The organism is Streptosporangium sp. CA-135522, from assembly GCF_050949235.1.
Lineage (GTDB): Bacteria > Actinomycetota > Actinomycetes > Streptosporangiales > Streptosporangiaceae > Streptosporangium.
In genome coordinates this window covers 7,740,739-7,756,793 of record NZ_CP192026.1, presented here as the reverse complement: position 1 = coordinate 7,756,793, position 16,055 = coordinate 7,740,739, and the positions used below count along the sequence as shown (strand labels likewise).

13 protein-coding genes are annotated in these 16,055 nt (G+C 69.1%); 6 read left to right on the top strand and 7 right to left on the bottom strand.

Annotation, left to right across the window (positions count from 1 at the left end; translation table 11 throughout):
* Window positions 1-9 precede the first annotated feature (9 nt).
* From ACQPYK_RS36645 to ACQPYK_RS36635, 3 genes are all read right to left on the bottom strand, one after another.
* The gene (locus ACQPYK_RS36645) at window positions 10-765 is read right to left on the bottom strand and encodes a LamB/YcsF family protein (RefSeq protein WP_433241668.1); all 756 of its coding nucleotides are present in this window, start codon (window positions 763-765) and stop codon (window positions 10-12) included.
* 19 nt (window positions 766-784) lie between these two features.
* Window positions 785-2,296 (bottom strand): hypothetical protein, encoded by a 1,512-nt coding sequence (locus ACQPYK_RS36640; RefSeq protein WP_433259024.1) that lies wholly within the window; start codon window positions 2,294-2,296, stop codon window positions 785-787.
* Between the two features lie 197 nt (window positions 2,297-2,493).
* Window positions 2,494-2,736, bottom strand: a complete 243-nt coding sequence (locus ACQPYK_RS36635) for a hypothetical protein (RefSeq protein ID WP_433241665.1) — start codon at window positions 2,734-2,736, stop codon at window positions 2,494-2,496.
* A gap of 745 nt (window positions 2,737-3,481) precedes the next feature.
* Between ACQPYK_RS36635 and ACQPYK_RS36630 the strand changes: the two genes are divergently transcribed.
* Window positions 3,482-5,575 (top strand): SpoIIE family protein phosphatase, encoded by a 2,094-nt coding sequence (locus ACQPYK_RS36630; RefSeq protein ID WP_433241662.1) that lies wholly within the window; start codon window positions 3,482-3,484, stop codon window positions 5,573-5,575.
* Window positions 5,576-5,885: 310 nt separating this feature from the next.
* Window positions 5,886-7,454, top strand: coding sequence for an RNA polymerase sigma factor (locus tag ACQPYK_RS36625; RefSeq protein WP_433241659.1), 1,569 nt, complete (start codon window positions 5,886-5,888; stop codon window positions 7,452-7,454).
* 104 nt (window positions 7,455-7,558) lie between these two features.
* On the opposite strand, the gene yaaA is transcribed toward ACQPYK_RS36625, so the two are convergent.
* Entirely contained in the window at window positions 7,559-8,299 is a 741-nt protein-coding gene (gene yaaA, locus ACQPYK_RS36620; RefSeq protein ID WP_433241656.1) for a peroxide stress protein YaaA, read from the bottom strand.
* A gap of 45 nt (window positions 8,300-8,344) precedes the next feature.
* On the opposite strand from yaaA, the gene ACQPYK_RS36615 reads away from it, so the two are divergent.
* Window positions 8,345-9,055 carry a GNAT family N-acetyltransferase gene (locus ACQPYK_RS36615; RefSeq protein ID WP_433241653.1) on the top strand — a complete coding sequence of 237 codons (711 nt, stop codon included), beginning with the start codon at window positions 8,345-8,347 and terminating at the stop codon, window positions 9,053-9,055.
* 3 nt (window positions 9,056-9,058) lie between these two features.
* Here the strand turns inward: ACQPYK_RS36615 and ACQPYK_RS36610 are convergent, their stop codons facing one another.
* The gene (locus tag ACQPYK_RS36610; protein ID WP_433241650.1) at window positions 9,059-9,289 is read right to left on the bottom strand and encodes a DUF7455 domain-containing protein; all 231 of its coding nucleotides are present in this window, start codon (window positions 9,287-9,289) and stop codon (window positions 9,059-9,061) included.
* Window positions 9,290-9,528: 239 nt separating this feature from the next.
* On the opposite strand from ACQPYK_RS36610, the gene ACQPYK_RS36605 reads away from it, so the two are divergent.
* Window positions 9,529-11,601: a DNA gyrase/topoisomerase IV subunit B gene (locus ACQPYK_RS36605; protein WP_433241647.1), complete on the top strand. Its 2,073-nt coding sequence runs from the start codon at window positions 9,529-9,531 to the stop codon at window positions 11,599-11,601.
* A gap of 243 nt (window positions 11,602-11,844) precedes the next feature.
* On the opposite strand, the gene ACQPYK_RS36600 is transcribed toward ACQPYK_RS36605, so the two are convergent.
* Window positions 11,845-12,339, bottom strand: coding sequence for a beta-class carbonic anhydrase (locus ACQPYK_RS36600; RefSeq protein ID WP_433241644.1), 495 nt, complete (start codon window positions 12,337-12,339; stop codon window positions 11,845-11,847).
* Between the two features lie 166 nt (window positions 12,340-12,505).
* Between ACQPYK_RS36600 and ACQPYK_RS36595 the strand changes: the two genes are divergently transcribed.
* Both ACQPYK_RS36595 and ACQPYK_RS36590 read left to right on the top strand, forming a co-directional pair.
* Entirely contained in the window at window positions 12,506-12,823 is a 318-nt protein-coding gene (locus ACQPYK_RS36595; protein ID WP_433241641.1) for a hypothetical protein, read from the top strand.
* A 265-nt stretch (window positions 12,824-13,088) separates the two neighbouring features.
* Window positions 13,089-13,454, top strand: a complete 366-nt coding sequence (locus tag ACQPYK_RS36590) for a VOC family protein (protein ID WP_433241638.1) — start codon at window positions 13,089-13,091, stop codon at window positions 13,452-13,454.
* 71 nt (window positions 13,455-13,525) lie between these two features.
* Here ACQPYK_RS36590 and ACQPYK_RS36585 read toward each other — a convergent pair whose 3' ends face one another.
* Window positions 13,526-16,021 (bottom strand): DNA gyrase/topoisomerase IV subunit A, encoded by a 2,496-nt coding sequence (locus ACQPYK_RS36585; RefSeq protein WP_433241635.1) that lies wholly within the window; start codon window positions 16,019-16,021, stop codon window positions 13,526-13,528.
* Window positions 16,022-16,055: the final 34 nt, after the last annotated feature.

The following is a 16,055-nucleotide window of genomic DNA, read 5'->3' as shown; positions in this document are numbered from 1 at the left end:
GCGGCGACCTCACGTGAACGCCCGCAACGTCACCCCGGCCGCCACCAGGCCGTCGCGTACGGCACGGGCCAGCAGCACGGCATCGGGGGTGTCACCGTGCACGCAGATCGAGCGCGCGTCCACCGGGACCTCGGAGCCGTCCACCGCGGTCACCGTGTGGGCGGTGGCCATGCGCACGGCCCGGGCCGCGACCACGGCGGGGTCGTGCAGCACCGCGCCGGGGGAGCGGCGGGAGAGCAGGGTTCCCCCGGAGGTGTAGGCGCGGTCGGCGAAGGCCTCCGTGACGGTGGCGATGCCCTCCCGGGCGGCGACCTCGTGGACGGCCGAGCCGGGCAGGGTGAGCACCGGCAGGCCGGGGTCGTGGTCGGCGACGGCCGCCACGACCGCCTCGGCCTGCTCGGGGTCGCGGCAGATCCGGTTGTAGAGCGCGCCGTGCGGCTTGACGTAGGAGACCCGGCCGCCCATCGCCCTGGCGATCCCGTCCACGGCCGCCAGCTGGTACAGCACCTCGGCGCAGAGCTCCTCCGGGTCCACCTCCATCTCGCGCCGTCCGAATCCGGCCAGGTCCCGGTAGGACACCTGGGCGCCGATCATCACGCCCCGGTCCACCGCCGCCGCGCAGGTGCGGCGAATGGTCAGCGGATCGCCGGCGTGGAACCCGCAGGCGATGTTCGCGCTGGTCACCACGTCGAGCAGGGCCATGTCGTCGCCCAGCCGCCAGATGCCGAAGCCCTCACCGAGGTCGGCGTTGAGATCGATCACCATTCAGGTCACCACCGTTCACCTACACCGGAGGCTCGTCGGGGATGTCGGCGATGTCGTCGAGGGCGATCGCCAGCTCCTCGGGGTCGTCACCGATCCGCTCGGCGATCTCGATCAGCACGTGCAGCACGTCGTGCCGGTCGTGGCCGAGATCCAGCAGCCGCTGGGCGGCCTCCCAGAGCTGCGGGGGGTCACCCTCCCACAGCCGGCCGGCGATCTCCTCGTGCCAGGCCAGGTGCTCGTCGTAGTCCGGACGGTCGAGCTCGCCGCCGTGGTCGATGCCCAGCAGGACCCGCCGGTCGGTCTCGTCGGCTGGGTTGAGCAGGTCGAGCTTGACCTCGCCGTGCGTGCCCTGCAGGAAGGGGAAGGCGAACACCCGCCGGGCCAGCGCCGACAGGTCACCGTCCGGCAGCAGCCGGTCCAGCAGGTCGCGGTCGAGGCCGAAGGTGGTCGGATCGCGGTAGGTCTCCGCGAACCTGGCCGTCGACTCCCAGATCCCGTCGAGCGTGGCGCGCAGGCCCTCGTCGGCCAGCCCGGTCCGGCGCGCGGCGAAACGCGCCCACGCGCCCAGCACGTACGGCACGGCCTCCTGCTCGGCCGGGCTGAGCATGACCTTGCGCGGCAGCCAGTCCAGCAGGAACGTCTGGCACTTGGTGGGGCTCACCCGCAGCGGCCGGCCGAAATCCTGGTCGCAGCCGTAGTCGATGATGTGGTCGGCGCACCGCGAGGCCGCCGAGGGATCCGACAGGTGCTCGGCGGCGTCCGAGGAGAGGAACTCCGCCGCCAGCATCGCCCGGCGGTCGCGGCTGTAGGGGGCCTCGCTGTGCAGCGGAGCCGGGCGCTTGCGACCGGGCGGCAGCGCCTTGATCCGGGACCTGGCGAAGGCGTGGTAGGCGCTGTAGCTGTCGCTGACCGGGGCGGTCGTCCTGCGGTCGCCGTACTCCACGGTGGACTTCATGGCCGATTCCAGCAGTGCCCTGGCCTGCTGCGGCTCGATCTCCTCGAACCTGAGCATCGGGTTGGCCTCGGCCTCGGCCGCGGCCTGCTCCAGCAGCTTGTCCACGTGTGAGGAGACCCAGGCGTCGCGGGCGATCCCCCGCATGTTGTAGTCGACGACCACGACCAGGGCGTGCCGGTCCTCGCCGCTGTCGGCGCCGCGGTAGGCGAAGGTGCACACCACGGTGTCCTGGTCGCCGTAGGCGTCACGGGAGACGAAGCAGCCGGTCGGCTTGACCGCGCCCAGCCGGTCGGCCCAGCGGGGCCTGGCCACGTCGCGCTCGATGAGCGCCAGCGCCGCCCCCTCGGCCTTGGCCGCCTGGCGGGCCGTGCCGAGATAGGCCAGCGCGATCAGCAGGGTGAGCGCGGCGGGGGAGCCGGCCTTGGCCGCGTAGTCGACCAGGCCTTCGCCCAGGACCTGCTCGGCGTCTCCGTGCCGCAGACGCCGTCCCCACCAGGCGCCGACCATGTCGGAGACCATGAGCTCGGCGTCCAGCGGGCTGCGCACGGCCAGCAGTTCGCGAGCGGCCAGCAACATCTCGGAGAACACCTCGTCCGGAGACTGGCTCTCTCTGGGATCTCGACGGTGTCGCCGGCTCAAGCAGCCTCCTCCGTCGGCCGTATGAGCCCAGTGCCATCGCGCTGATTGGCTCGCTCGCTTCGCTCGCTCACGTCCCAACCTTCTCGCATTCCCGGGCCAAACGGTGCGTAGAACACGGCCCGGTGATCTCGATGTTACCGGGGACTTCGCGGTGGCGGCGCGGAGTTGACGAGGGCGAGCAGATGCTCGCGGGCGACGCGTTCCACTATCTCGGGGGTCGCGTCGACCCCCAGGTGCTCGGCGCAGGCCCGGACGTCGGCCACGCACCGTGCCACGGTGCCGAGCGGGACGGTCAGGAACTCAGCGGCCAGACGGGCGCTCACCGGGTCGTGGGACGTCGTCGTGCCGCCGGTGAAGCGGATGGCGAGAGCGGGCATGGGCGTCGCATTCCTCCGGGTTTCCGGGGAGCATCCCCCGGATGGGCGGCGGGGACGTGCGTTTTCATTCCACAACTTATCGCGCGAGTGTCAACCCTTCTGTGTGGGGCAGGTGAAGCTGACCCCAATCCTGACTCGATCAGTCGACTCGGGAGTAAACGAGTGTTCCCGAAGGGGGAGCCAAATCGTCAATCAGTCAGTAGCCTGATCTTGCTTGGGACGCTGACGGAGATGAGGTGGGCAGTTGTCGGGACGGTCCGGCTTGATCCTGCTAGGGTCCTGGCCGCATGCATTCGAAGGCGTCAACGGTGATCGCATCGGTGTTCCGGGAAGGCGGCGGGAAGGGCGTCACGCCCGGCCCGGCGCAGGCCTGCAGGGGCGTGCGGCGGGTGGGGGCGACCGGGTCGCTCGCGCCGTGCTACGGCCGCCGCTGCCGCGATCCCCGGAGGGGGAGGGGCGCGGTGGGCGACGGCGCCGCCGTCCGGGCCACCGCCCGGCTTCGACGGGATGCCGGTCGGACGGCGCCCGCGCCGGGAAATCGGCGCGCTAGCGTGGAAACCCTGGTCTTCGGATCGGGAGGGTTCGTAGTATGCGCCGACCGCATCATGGGCGGGGCTTCCGTCCACACGCACCCATCGCCGATGATGTACTGCAGGATCCGGTCCCCCGGAGCTGCGCTACGCCAATTCGCAAGTTTGGAGATGTGCCTCGTGGGAGACCCTGGCACGCGACGGAGGTGCCGACCATGAGCGCCGAAACCTCCGTGCCCCGTCCCCGGGGGTCGGGTGCGGACATCTCAGACCCCGGCCTGTTGCAGGGCTTGCTGTCGCAGTCGCCGTTCGCCTTCGCGTTCTTCGACCCCGACGGCCGCTTCCAGCGGGTCGACGAGGTCTTCGCCGACGTGGTCGGTCTTCCCGCCGAGCGTCTGGTCGGCGCGACCCCTGGCGAGCTGCTCTCCGCCGACCTCACCGCGCTCCTGGAGGGGTCGGTCCGCGGCATCGTCGAAGAAACCGAGGTCGAGGCCGACCAGCGGATCCGGGTGCGCACCGACGACGGGCGGACCCGTCACTGGTCGCTGACCTTCTCCCCGATCCACGACGACAAAGGCGTGCTCCGCGCGGTCTGCATGGTCGGTGTGGACATCACCGAGAGCAGGCAGGTCGAGGAGGACCTGCGGCGCAGCGAGGAGCGCTACCGCTCGCTGGTCGAGGCACAGTCCCAGCTGGTGTGGATCACCGCTCCCACCGGGGCGGTGGCCGAGGACGCGCCGCAGTGGCGCGCCATCACCGGTCAGGGCCTGGAGGAATACCTCGCCCAAGGATGGCTTGAGGCCGTCCATCCCGACGACCGCCCGCACGCGGAGGAGGCCTGGCGCGAGGCGCTGCGCGGCCGGACCATGTTCGAGTGGAACTACCGGGTCCGCACCCGGGCCAGCGGTTACCGCCACTTCGAGGTCCGCGCGGTCCCGATCATCCGCCACGGCCGGGTGGTCGAGTGGGTGGGCGCGAACACCGACGTCACCCCGCAGCGCGAGGCCGAGGAGATGCGCGGCCGCCTCACCGACCAGCTCGGTGCCGCCGCGCTGCGGACGGCGCGGTTGCAGGGTGCCACGGCGATGCTCGCCGAGGCACTGACCGTCGAGCAGGTCGTCCAGGTCATCATCGACGTGGGTCGTACGGCGCTGGCGGCCGACCGCTCGGCCGTGGCTCTGCTCGACGTCGAGCGGGCCGCGCTGAAGCTGGTCAACAGCGGTGGCATCCCCGATGTTCCCGGGGCGCCCGGCGAGGAGATCCCGCTGTCGCACTCCAGCGTGATGACCATGGCGGTCAACAGCCGCCGGCCGGTCTTCGCCGAGTCGCCCGACAGTCTGCGCTCCCAGCTCGTGGACGCCGGAGGCGACGAGGAGGTCGTCACCGGCTTCATCGCCCACAGCGACGAGCGGGCCTGGGTGGGCCTGCCGCTGCTGGCCGCCGGACGCGCGCTCGGCGCGCTGCGGTTCTCCTTCACCCGACCGCAGAAGATCTCCCAGGAAGACGGCGTGTTCCTGGAGGCGCTCGCCGGGCAGTGCGCTCTGGCCGTCGAGCGGGCCACCCTTTTCGAGCGGGAGCATCGCACCGCCGAGACGCTGCAGCGCAGCCTCCTGCCCGACCGGCTGCCGGTGGTCCGCGGACTGGTGCTGGCCCAGCGCTTCCGCTCCGGAAGCCGCCACGTGCAGGTCGGCGGCGACTGGTACGACGCGTTCGTGCTGCAGGACGGGCGGGTCGCGGCGGTGGTCGGCGACGTCATGGGCAAGGGCGTCAAGGCCGCGGCCGGAATGGGCCGCATCCGCAACGCCATGCGGGCCCTGGCGCTGACCAACCCGCCACCCGCGGCGGTCCTCACCGGTCTGGACCGGGTTTTCGAGGCTACCGAGGAGGAAGAGCAGGTCACGACCCTCGCCTACATGGTCGTGGAACCCGGCACGGGAGAGGGGACGCTGGCGCTGGCCGGTCATCCGCCGCCCCTGCTGGTCTCACCGCAGGGTGTGCCGCTGCTGTGCGAGGGCGAGCCCGGCACTCCGCTCGGCTGGCCGACGAGCCGCAGGCAGTTCCGGTTCTGCGTCCCGCCCGGACACACCGCTGTCCTGTATTCGGATGGTCTGGTGGAGAACCGCAAGCGTGGGTTGGATGCCGGACTCGCTGAACTTTGCTCTGTTGTGACCGAAGCGCCACCCGAAGTCGTGGGAAGCCCGCACATGTTGCTGGATTTCCTCGTAGATCGCATGCTGTCGGGATATGAGCAGGATGATGACGTCACCGTGCTGGCGATTCACGTTCCTCCAATCACGAAGAGTGACTGAATGAAACAGTCATAACGGTTGCTTTCGGGTATCGGTGCCTCGCTTACGTACGCACTACTCTCTTGGTCGGCCTAGGGTGGAGGGCAACCGCCAGGAGGCGGCCGTATGGATCACGGTGTCGTGCCACAATGCTGGACAGGTGCGTCGCGGTTCACGCGGCCTCGTCCATCATGACAACTAGAGGTAATCGCCCCTAGTGGGCATCTGGGTCCATTCTCGTCACGCTTTCCTTCGAGAGGTGTTCGTGTCGCCTGCAAGTTCGACTCGCTCGAAGCCATCCGAGCTGAACGAGCCCGTCATTCAGCAGCTGATGGAGCGGGGGCGCTCGCAGGGGTTCCTCGAGTCCGAGGATGTCCGCAAGGCCGTCGAGGAAGCGGACATTCCGATGGCGCAGGTCGCTGGAATTCTGCGCAGCCTCAGCAAAGAGGGCATCACCGTACGACTGACTGCTGAGGACTCCGCGGCTCCCAAGAAGTCTCGGACTTCGAACAAGCGCCGTACCCCCGCCGCTCCCGCCACAGTCAAGAAGACCAAGACCGCCGCGGCGGCCAAGGATCAGCCGGAGACCGTCACCGCGGTCGTCGGCGGCTCCGAGGCCACGCCCGCGGCCAAGAAGCCGGCGCCTCCGGTCAAGAAGGTCGCCCCGGCTGCCAAGAAGCCGATCCCCGGCCCGCCGAAGAAGGCGGGACCCGAGGTACCCGCACCCACGTCCGAGCCCAAGCCGAAGTCGGCCGGCGGCGAGGACGACGAGGTCATCGATCTCGAAGACGACGTCGAGATCGAGGACTTCGACCTCGAGGTCGAAGTCGAGGTGGAGGTCGAAGTCGAGGTTGAAGCCGAGGCCGAGACCGAGACCGAGACCGAAGAGGAGCCGAAGGCCGAGAGCGTCGAGCAGAGCGAGGACGAGGTCCTCATCCTGTCCGACGACGATGACGACGCTCCCGTGCCGCAGGTCGCCGCCGCGGGCGCCACGGCCGACCCCGTCAAGGACTATCTCAAGCAGATCGGCAAGGTCCCCCTGCTCAACGCCGAGCAGGAGGTCGAGCTCGCCAAGCGCATCGAGGCCGGCCTGTTCGCCGAGGAGCAGCTCGGCACCGACGGGGACAAGCTGCCGGTGGACGTCCGCGCCGAGCTCGAGTGGATCGCCGAGGACGGCCGCCGCGCCAAGAACCACCTGCTGGAGGCCAACCTCCGCCTGGTGGTCTCATTGGCCAAGCGCTACACCGGCCGCGGCATGCTCTTCCTGGACCTGATCCAGGAGGGCAACCTGGGCCTGATCCGTGCGGTCGAGAAGTTCGACTACACCAAGGGTTACAAGTTCTCCACCTACGCCACGTGGTGGATCCGCCAGGCGATCACCCGTGCCATGGCCGACCAGGCGCGCACCATCCGCATCCCGGTCCACATGGTCGAAGTGATCAACAAGCTGGCCCGGGTGCAGCGGCAGATGCTGCAGGACCTTGGTCGTGAGCCCACTCCCGAGGAGTTGGCCCGCGAGCTCGACATGACGCCCGAGAAGGTCGTCGAGGTCCAGAAGTACGGACGTGAGCCGATCTCCCTGCACACCCCGCTGGGTGAGGAGGGCGACAGCGAGTTCGGTGACCTCATCGAGGACTCCGAAGCGATCGTCCCGGCCGACGCGGTCAGCTTCACGCTCCTGCAGGAGCAGCTCCACTCCGTTCTGGACACGTTGTCCGAGCGCGAGGCGGGTGTGGTCTCGATGCGGTTCGGTCTCACCGACGGTCAGCCCAAGACGCTGGATGAGATCGGCAAGGTCTACGGGGTGACGCGCGAGCGCATCCGGCAGATCGAGTCCAAGACCATGTCCAAGCTCCGTCACCCGTCCCGGTCCCAGGTCCTGCGCGACTACCTGGACTGAGAGCCTGAACGACGAAGGGCCCACGCCGTACGGCGTGGGCCCTTCGTCGTTCAGGCGGGTGGGGCGTCCTCGCGATCCTGTGAGCGCGCCGGGGGTGTTGCGGATCACACCGTGACGTCGAGAGTCCATGGCCGCCTGCCGCCGGGAGCCTCGCCCAGGGCGACGGCGTGGCCGAGGTCGTCGAGGACCTTGACCAGCTCCTCCGGCGTCTGCGGGTCGCCGTCTCCTTCCAGCAGGGAACGGGCGATCACCCCTCGGGTGGCTTTGGCCATGTGGCTGACGACTCTGCCGTCCTTGAGCACCCGCACCGCCACCGCCCGCCCGCCCGGCTGCCAGGCCGCCGCGTAGGTGCTGGAGCGCAGGTCCACCACCAGGCCGGATTCGGCGTCGAGGACCGGGGTGACCGACCGGCGCCAATATGCTCCCAGCCCGCCCAGCGGCGGCAGCCTCACACCCATGGACAGGCGGTACGGCGGTACCCGGTCGCCGATCCGCAGCAGGCCCCAGAGTCCGGAGAAGATCACGAGGCTTCTCGCCGCCCGCTCGGCGGCCTCGGGGGACAACGAGGCCAGGCCGAGGTTGTCATAGAGCACCCCGGTGTAGAGCTCGGCGGCGGTCAGGGTGGGCGCGGCACGCAGGTTCCGGTTCTTGTCGATCTCCCCGAGCTGCCCCGGCGACAGTCCGAGCACGGTCTGTGCCTCGGGCCCTTCGCAGAGTGCGACAAGCGCGTCCAGGACCGTCTCCCGGGACGCGTTCAGGGACGGAAAGCCCAACCGGGACAGCTTAAGAGCCGGACCCTCGCCCAGCTCTGCCTTTCCCTCCGACGGCGGCAGCAGAATCAACACAGTCGCCGAGCGTAGTACGACGGCTGGAGTCTAGGATTCCCGGGCATGATGGATGAAACCTTCGACCGTCTTGTCGACCAGGCATGGCCGGCCTTCCACCGCGTGGATGCGGGTGGGTGGGTCCTGCGTGCCGCGGACGGGGTGACCAAGCGAGCCAACTCGGTGCTGCCGCTCGGAGAGCCGGAAAATCTGGAGGTCGCCATCGGCGAGGCGGAGAAGTTCTACGCCGACCGGGGGCTGCCGTGCGCGTTCTCCATGGGCGCGGGCGCGTCCGGAGGGCTGGACGACGCCCTGCAAGCGCGTGATTATCGGGTGGTGGATCCCACGCTGGTGATGACGGCGTCGTTGACGCACGCCGTACCGGCCGAGGGAGGGGTCGAGCTCGCCGACACGCCGTCACCGGCGTGGCTGGACACCTGGTGGAGCGTGGACGGGAGGTTCGGTGACGACGGTCTGGCGACGGCCGCACGAATCCTCACCGGCGTGCCCGGCGTGTACGCGTCGCTGGGACGGCGGGCCGTCGGGCGGGGCGTCGAGCAGGGCGAGTGGTTCGGGATCTACTGCATGGCCGTGGCGCCGCATGCGCGACGCCGGGGCCATGGGCGAGAAATATTGCGCGCCCTGCTCTCACATGCGCGGGAACAGGGCGCGCGGAAGGCATATCTGGTCGTGGTGGAATCGAACGCCGCGGCCCTGTCGCTCTACGAGCGACAGGGCTTCACGGTGTCAGGCCGATATCACTATCGGGTCCGGTGATTCCTACCGTTCGTTATTGGTCGCGGTCGAAGGGGTGTCGCTGAGGCGTGCCGACTCGTCCTGGATGTCGGCGCCCTTGGCTCTCAGCACAGCTACGTGCTGCCGCCCATGGTGGGCGCAGAAAAGCAGCTCCCCACCTACGGGCAGGGTTGCGCGGATGTAGGCCTGGGCGCCACACCGGTCACAGCGGTCCGTGGCCTTCAGCTGCTTGGCGGGGGCGAGGGTTCCAGTCACGTATCGCCTTTCAGGTCATCCCCTTGTTGAGGATCTGGCGTCAGTCACTTGAGAGAACATCTAACCCGATGCGAACGTTCCCAACCGACCCCTCGCTACGCCGAGAGCGGAAACTGTCCGAAAGTAACGGCCGGCACGCCGGAAGTAACACTGTTGGCGACCTGATGGCAAGCTTGTACGCGGTGCGGCGGGAAGAACGGTAGGCTGCGCACACGTGTTCGAGCAGAGTGGGAGTGGGTGTGACCGCAGTTAGCGTGGAGACGGGTTATACGGCCCGTCATCTGTCGGTTCTGGAGGGTCTCGAAGCCGTCCGCAAGCGCCCGGGCATGTACATCGGGTCAACCGACAGCCGCGGTCTCATGCACTGTCTCTGGGAGATCGTGGACAACGGGGTCGACGAGGCCCTTGCCGGCTACTGCACCCGCATCGAGGTCGAGCTGCACGCCGACGGGTCGATCGAGGTGCGTGACAACGGCCGCGGCATCCCGGTCGACGTCGAGCCGAAGAGCGGCCTGGCCGGTGTCGAGCTCGTCTACACCAAGCTGCACGCGGGCGGAAAGTTCGGCGGCGGTTCCTACGGAGCCTCGGGCGGCCTGCACGGCGTCGGCGCCTCCGTGGTCAACGCCCTGTCCTCGCGACTGGACGTCGAGGTCGACCGCGACGGCCGCGTTCACGAGATCAGCTTCCGCAGGGGTGTCCCGGGCGTCTTCGACGGCGACGGACCCACCGCCAAGTTCAAGAAGAAGTCCGGCCTGCGCGACGGCGGCGCGCTCGCTCGCAAGGTCACGGGCACCCGTGTCCGCTTCTGGGTGGACCACCAGATCTTTCTGCCCGAGGCGGAGGTCTCCCTCGACGAGATCCACGTCCGTCTTCGCCAGACCGCCTTCCTGGTCCCCGGCCTCACCCTGGCCGTGCGCGACAGCCGGGGCGAGGAGCCCGCGGAGGAGGAGTTCCGCTTCGACGGCGGCATCTCGGAGTTCACCGAGTTCCTCGCCCGTGACGAGCCCGTCTGCGAAGTGCTGCGGCTGCAGGGCGTCGGTCACTTCCACGAGACCGTGCCGGTCCTCGACGACCTGGGGCACATGACCCCCACCGAGGTCCAGCGCGAGCTCACCGTGGACGTCGCGCTGCGCTGGGGCAAGGGCTACGACACCACCGTCCGGTCCTTCGTCAACGTGATCGCCACCCCCAAGGGGGGCACCCACGTCAACGGCTTCGAGCGCGCCCTGGTCCGCACGCTCAACGAGCAACTGCGCGAGACCCGCCTGCTGAAGAACGGCGACGCCCCGGTCACCCGGGAAGACATCCTGGAGGGCCTCACCGGTGTGGTGACCGTCCGGGTGCCCGAACCGCAGTTCGAGGGACAGACCAAAGAGGTGCTGGGCACCTCGGCGGCCTCCCGGATCGTCGCCCACGTCGTCTCCCGTGAGCTGAAGGAGCTGTTCGCCAATCCGTCGCGTGCGCTCAAGCCGCAGCTGCGGGCAGCTCTGGAGAAGATCGTCGCGGCGGCCAAGGCCCGTATCGCCGCCCGCGAGCACCGTGACAACCAGCGGCGCAAGACCGCCCTGGAGAACTCCGCGCTCCCGGCCAAGCTGGTCGACTGCCGCAGCGACGACGTGGACCGCAGCGAGCTGTTCATCGTCGAGGGTGACTCGGCGCTCGGCACCGCCCGCGCGGCCCGTGACTCGGAGTTCCAGGCTCTTCTGCCGATCCGGGGCAAGATCCTGAACGTGCAGAAGGCGTCCGTCGCCGACATGCTCAAGAACGCCGAGTGCGCCGCGATCATCCAGGTCATCGGTGCCGGCTCGGGCCGTTCGTTCGACATCGAGGCCGCGCGCTACGGCAAGGTCATCCTGATGGCCGACGCCGATGTCGACGGCGCGCACATCCGCTGCCTGCTGCTCACCCTGTTCCACCGTTACATGAGGCCGATGGTCGAGGCCGGACGCGTCTTCGCCGCCGTCCCGCCGCTGCACCGCATCGAGGTCACCAACCCCGGTCGTGGCCAGAGCAAGTACGTCTACTGCTACTCCGACGCCGAGCTGCACCGCGTCCTGCGTGACCTGGAGCGCCGGGGCAAGCGCTGGAAGGACCCCGTGCAGCGTTACAAGGGTCTGGGAGAGATGGACGCCGACCAGCTGGCCGAGACGACCATGGAGCCCCGGCACCGGACGCTGCGCCGGGTCAGGATCGAAGACATCGAGGGAGCCGAGCGCATCTTCGATCTCCTGATGGGCAGCGAGGTGGCCCCGCGCAGAGAGTTCATCGTGGGCAGCGCGGCCGAGATCGACCGCGACCACATCGACGCCTAGCTCGCCCGGCCACGGGCCCTGACCGGCCGTCGGCGACCGCCTCCACGAGGCGGTCGCCGACGTCTTTGCGGGCCCGGTGGCCTTCCCGGGCCGGAGACCCTGGCGTGCCCGGTGCTTTCGGCTGCCCGGCGCCCCCGGGCGGGCCGGTTGCCGGGCGGGCCGGAGGCCGTCGCAGACCGGACGGGTGCGAGCGGTCACCGGGCCCGCCTGCGTGATACGGGCCCGGTGACCGCCGGCGGGGCGTCACATCTCGACAGGCGTGAGCCTTCCGGTGCGCACGTCGTAGATGGCACCCCCCACGGCCAGATCCGACGGCAGGAACGGGCTGGTCCTGATGCGCGTCAGGTCGTGACGCAGGGCGGCGTCCTGGTCGGGGACGGTGTGGAAGTCCAGGCTCCGGGTGTCGACGCCGTGTCGGGCCGCGAGCTGGTGCACGTCGTCGTCGGTGGCCTTCGCCATGCCGCAGTCGGTGTGCGGCATCACCAGCACACGTTTCACATTCAGGAGATAGACCGCCAGGACGAGCGTCCGCAGCACGTCATCGGTCACTCTGGCCCCGGCGTTGCGCAGGATCTTGGCGTCGCCGGCCTTCAGGCCGAACAACCCCAGCGGATCGATCCTGGAATCCATGCAGGTGACCACCGCCAGCTCGCGTGCGGCCCTACCGGTCAGCGCGGCATCGGTGAACGTGGCGGAGAACCTCTCGTTGGCGGCCAGCAGGTCGTCGAAGGCACTCACGGGAACACCCTTCGGTCAGCGGAATCAACGGGTCAATGATTCTGCATGACCGTTTCGTAGGAGTTTCCGGGGGTCCTATCCGACTCGACTTCAGGAAGATCCCACAATTCCTCCTCACCATGGGTGATGATGTCATGACGCAAAGTGCGGAAATCTGGAGAGGGTCATGAGCAGGATCGAATCCCTGGCCGAATATCTGCGTGCCGAGGGCAGGCGGAAGCTGGACCGGGTCGAGGTCCGCGACGGGGGGCGCAACGCCCGCTCGGCGCTCGCCCTTCTCGACGCGGCGGTCTACACCCGATCGCTCGGCGACGACGATCCGCTCATGGCCGTTCTCATGGAGGCCGGATGCTTCGGTCCGCACGGCTTTGACGATTTCCAGCCGGGGGAGGAAGTCGCGAGGATCATCCGTTCCTGGGAGTCCGGTGAGCCCTGGCAGCTGTTGATGGCCATCCGTTTCGCCCTTCAGGGCTCGCTGACCTGACCGCAGTGGCTCGCCACGGGGCTTGGTGATGTTCGCGGCCGGGTCCGGGGTGAAGGCGAGCCGGTCGGCTGCCGGGCGTCCATGCTGCGCCGTCCTCGCAGGTCGCGCCGGAGCGTGGTTTGGTCCCGCCGATTGAGGAAAACGGACCGGGTGTGGCGGTGACGCTGAGTCGGATGCGTCGTGCGTGATAGGTCCGGAGCGGCATTGAAATCCTCGGAGACACCGTCATAAGCTTGATGGCGGTGTCGTTTCCTAGGAGGAAACCATGGCAATCGCGCGAATGCGGTCTGTCGTCCTCGACTGTCCCGACCCCAAGCGCCTGGCCGGCTTCTACAGCGCGCTCCTGGGCTGGGAGATCACCTCTGTCGAGGACGACTGGGTGGTGGTCACCGACGGACGACCGGAGCGAATCTGCTTCCAGCTCGCCAAGGACCACCAGCCACCCGACTGGCCCAACCCCGACCGGCCCCAGCAACTGCACCTGGACCTGACGGTGGACGACCTCGACGAGGCCGAGACAGAGGTGCTCGCGCTGGGAGCGACCAAACACTCCTACCAGCCGGGCGAGAAGGACGGTTTCCGCGTCTTCCTCGACCCGGCCGGGCACCCGTTCTGCCTCTGCGTGGACTGAAGCCCCGGCGTCCGGGGCCTCAGCGCGGTCAGGGTCCGTGCGCGATCAGGCTTCGCGCGAGGCCCGAGAGGTCACTGCTCGGCGGGAACGGGCTTTCCGGCGGCCGGCTCCTCGCCGGCCGCACCGAGGGCGCCGCCCACAGCCGCCACCGTGTGGGTGAGACGGACGCCTGAGCCGTCGCGGCGGCCCAGCTCCTCCGGAAGCGGGACCGGCTTGCCGACGGTGGAGACCGCACGGGCCGGGGCCGGACCGGCCCAGGCGAGCAACAGCACGTCCTCGCCCTTGAGGAACCGCTGGACTCGGACGCCACCGGTGGCGCGGCCCTTGGCGGGATACTCGGCGTAGTCGGAGACCTTCGCGCCGCCGATCTGGGTGCCGGGCAGGGCGGTGGAGGATCCGGCGATCGTCACGACCTGTGATTCGCGCGTCGGGTCGACCACGCCGAACCAGACCACGACGGCGCCGCCGTCCAGCCGGACGCCCGCCATGCCGCCCGCCGGACGGCCCTGTGGCCGGACGTTGACGGCGGGGTAGCGTAGCAACTGGGCGTCGGAGGTGATGAAGACCAGGTCGTGGTCCTCGGCGGTCAGCTCCACCGCCCCGACCACGCTGTCGCCGTCCTTGAGCCCGATGACCTCGAAGTCGTCACGGTTGGCCGGGTAGTCGGGGACGACCCGCTTGACCACGCCCTGCGCCGTGCCCAATGCCAGACCGGGCCCGTCGGGATCGAGCGAGCCGATGCCCACGACCGTCTCGCCGGGGTTCAGCGTGACGTATTCGGACACGGGATGCCCGCCGGACAGCGACGGCGGGTTGGCCGAGGGCGGCAGCGTCGGCAGATCGACCACCTGGACGCGGATCATCCGTCCCTGGTTGGTGACCACGCCGATCTCGCCCCGGACCGTGCTGTTGACCACCGAGACCAGCACGTCATGGGCCGAACGCTCGCCTTCACCCGCCAGCGGGGAGGCGTCCACCGTACGGGCCAGCAGGCCGGTGGAGGAGAACAGCACCATGCACGGGTCGTCGGCCACCTCCAGAGGCGCCGAAGCGTTCCTGGTGATGCCGGAGGACTCCAGCAGCACCGTCCGCCGAGGCGTGCCGAAGGTCTTGGAGACCTGGGCGAGCTCGTCGGAGACGACCTTGCGGAGCTTGTCCTCGGAGGACAGGATCGCGGTCAGCTCGGCGATCTCGCTCTCCAGGGTCTCCTTCTCCTTTTCCAGCTCCAGCTTGTCGAAGCGGGTCAGACGGCGCAGCGGGGTGTCGAGGATGTAGGCGGCCTGAATCTCCGACAGCTCGAACACCTCCATCAACCGCTCGCGGGCCTGCGCCGAGTCGTCTGAGGAGCGGATGACCTGGATGACCTCGTCGATGTTGAGCAGGGCGACGATGAGGCCCTCGACGAGGTGCAGGCGCTCCTCGCGCCTGCGGCGGCGGTAGGCCGAGCGGCGGCGGACCACATCGAGGCGGTGGTCCACGTAGACCTGCAGCAGCTCGCGCAGGCCCAGCGTGCGAGGCTGGCCGTCGACCAGCGCCACGTTGTTGATGCCGAAGGTCTCCTCCATCGGCGTCAGCCGGTAGAGCTCCTCCAGCACGGCCTCGGGGATGAAGCCGTTCTTGATCTCGATGACGAGGCTGAGGCCCTTGTGCCGGTCGCTGAGGTCCTTCAGGTCGGAGATGCCCTGGAGCTTCTTGGCGGTGACCAGCTCCCTGATCTTCGTGACCACCCGCTCGGGTCCCACGTTGAAGGGCAGCTCGGTGACGATGATGCCCTTGCGGCGGGGGCTGACCTGCTCCACGGAGCACTTGGCGCGCATCCGGAAGGTGCCCCGGCCCTTGGCGTAGGCGTCACGGATGCCGTCAAGGCCGATGATCGTGCCGCCGGTGGGCAGGTCGGGACCCGGGACGAACCGCATCAGGTCGTCGAGCGTGGCGTCCGGCTTCTTGATCAGATGGCGCGCGGCGGCGACCACCTCGACGAGATTGTGCGGCGCCATGTTGGTCGCCATGCCGACCGCGATGCCGGTGGCCCCGTTCACCAGCAGGTTCGGGAACGCCGACGGCATGACCGTGGGCTCGGTCTCCTGGCCGTCGTAGTTGGGTTTGAAATCGACGGTGTCCTCGTCGATCGACTGCACCATGGCCATGGCCGCGGAGGCCAGGCGGGCCTCGGTGTAACGCATCGCGGCGGGCAGGTCGTCGGGAGAGCCGAAGTTGCCGTGCCCGTCGATCAGCGGCAGCCGCATCGAGAACGGCTGAGCCATGCGGACCAGCGCGTCGTAGATGGCGGTGTCGCCGTGCGGGTGCAGCTTGCCCATGACGTCGCCGACGACCCGTGACGACTTGACGTGTCCCCGGTCGGGCCGCAGGCCCATCTCGCTCATGGAATAGAGGATGCGGCGCTGAACCGGCTTGAGGCCGTCCCTGGCATCGGGCAGCGCGCGCTGGTAGATGACCGAGTATGCGTATTCGAGGAAGCTGGTGCGCATCTCGGCGGAGACGTCGATGTCGACGATCCGCTCCTCGAAGTCCTCTTCAGTCGGGGGTGTGGTCGTCCGTCGGGCCATCTGATTTCCTGCGCGGGCACCTCGGCTTTCAGGC

Excerpts from the sequence above, each read along its gene's own strand:
- ACQPYK_RS36635 (WP_433241665.1), bottom strand. The coding sequence starts at position 2,736 with ATGCCCGCTCTCGCCATCCGCTTCACCGGCGGCACGACGACGTCCCAC.
- ACQPYK_RS36590 (WP_433241638.1), top strand. The coding sequence starts at position 13,089 with ATGGCAATCGCGCGAATGCGGTCTGTCGTCCTCGACTGTCCCGACCCC.
- ACQPYK_RS36595 (WP_433241641.1), top strand. The coding sequence starts at position 12,506 with ATGAGCAGGATCGAATCCCTGGCCGAATATCTGCGTGCCGAGGGCAGG.
- ACQPYK_RS36640 (WP_433259024.1), bottom strand. The coding sequence starts at position 2,296 with ATGTTGCTGGCCGCTCGCGAACTGCTGGCCGTGCGCAGCCCGCTGGAC.
- ACQPYK_RS36625 (WP_433241659.1), top strand. The coding sequence starts at position 5,886 with ATGGAGCGGGGGCGCTCGCAGGGGTTCCTCGAGTCCGAGGATGTCCGC.
- ACQPYK_RS36615 (WP_433241653.1), top strand. The coding sequence starts at position 8,345 with ATGATGGATGAAACCTTCGACCGTCTTGTCGACCAGGCATGGCCGGCC.
- ACQPYK_RS36585 (WP_433241635.1), bottom strand. The coding sequence starts at position 16,021 with ATGGCCCGACGGACGACCACACCCCCGACTGAAGAGGACTTCGAGGAG.
- ACQPYK_RS36630 (WP_433241662.1), top strand. The coding sequence starts at position 3,482 with ATGAGCGCCGAAACCTCCGTGCCCCGTCCCCGGGGGTCGGGTGCGGAC.
- ACQPYK_RS36645 (WP_433241668.1), bottom strand. The coding sequence starts at position 765 with ATGGTGATCGATCTCAACGCCGACCTCGGTGAGGGCTTCGGCATCTGG.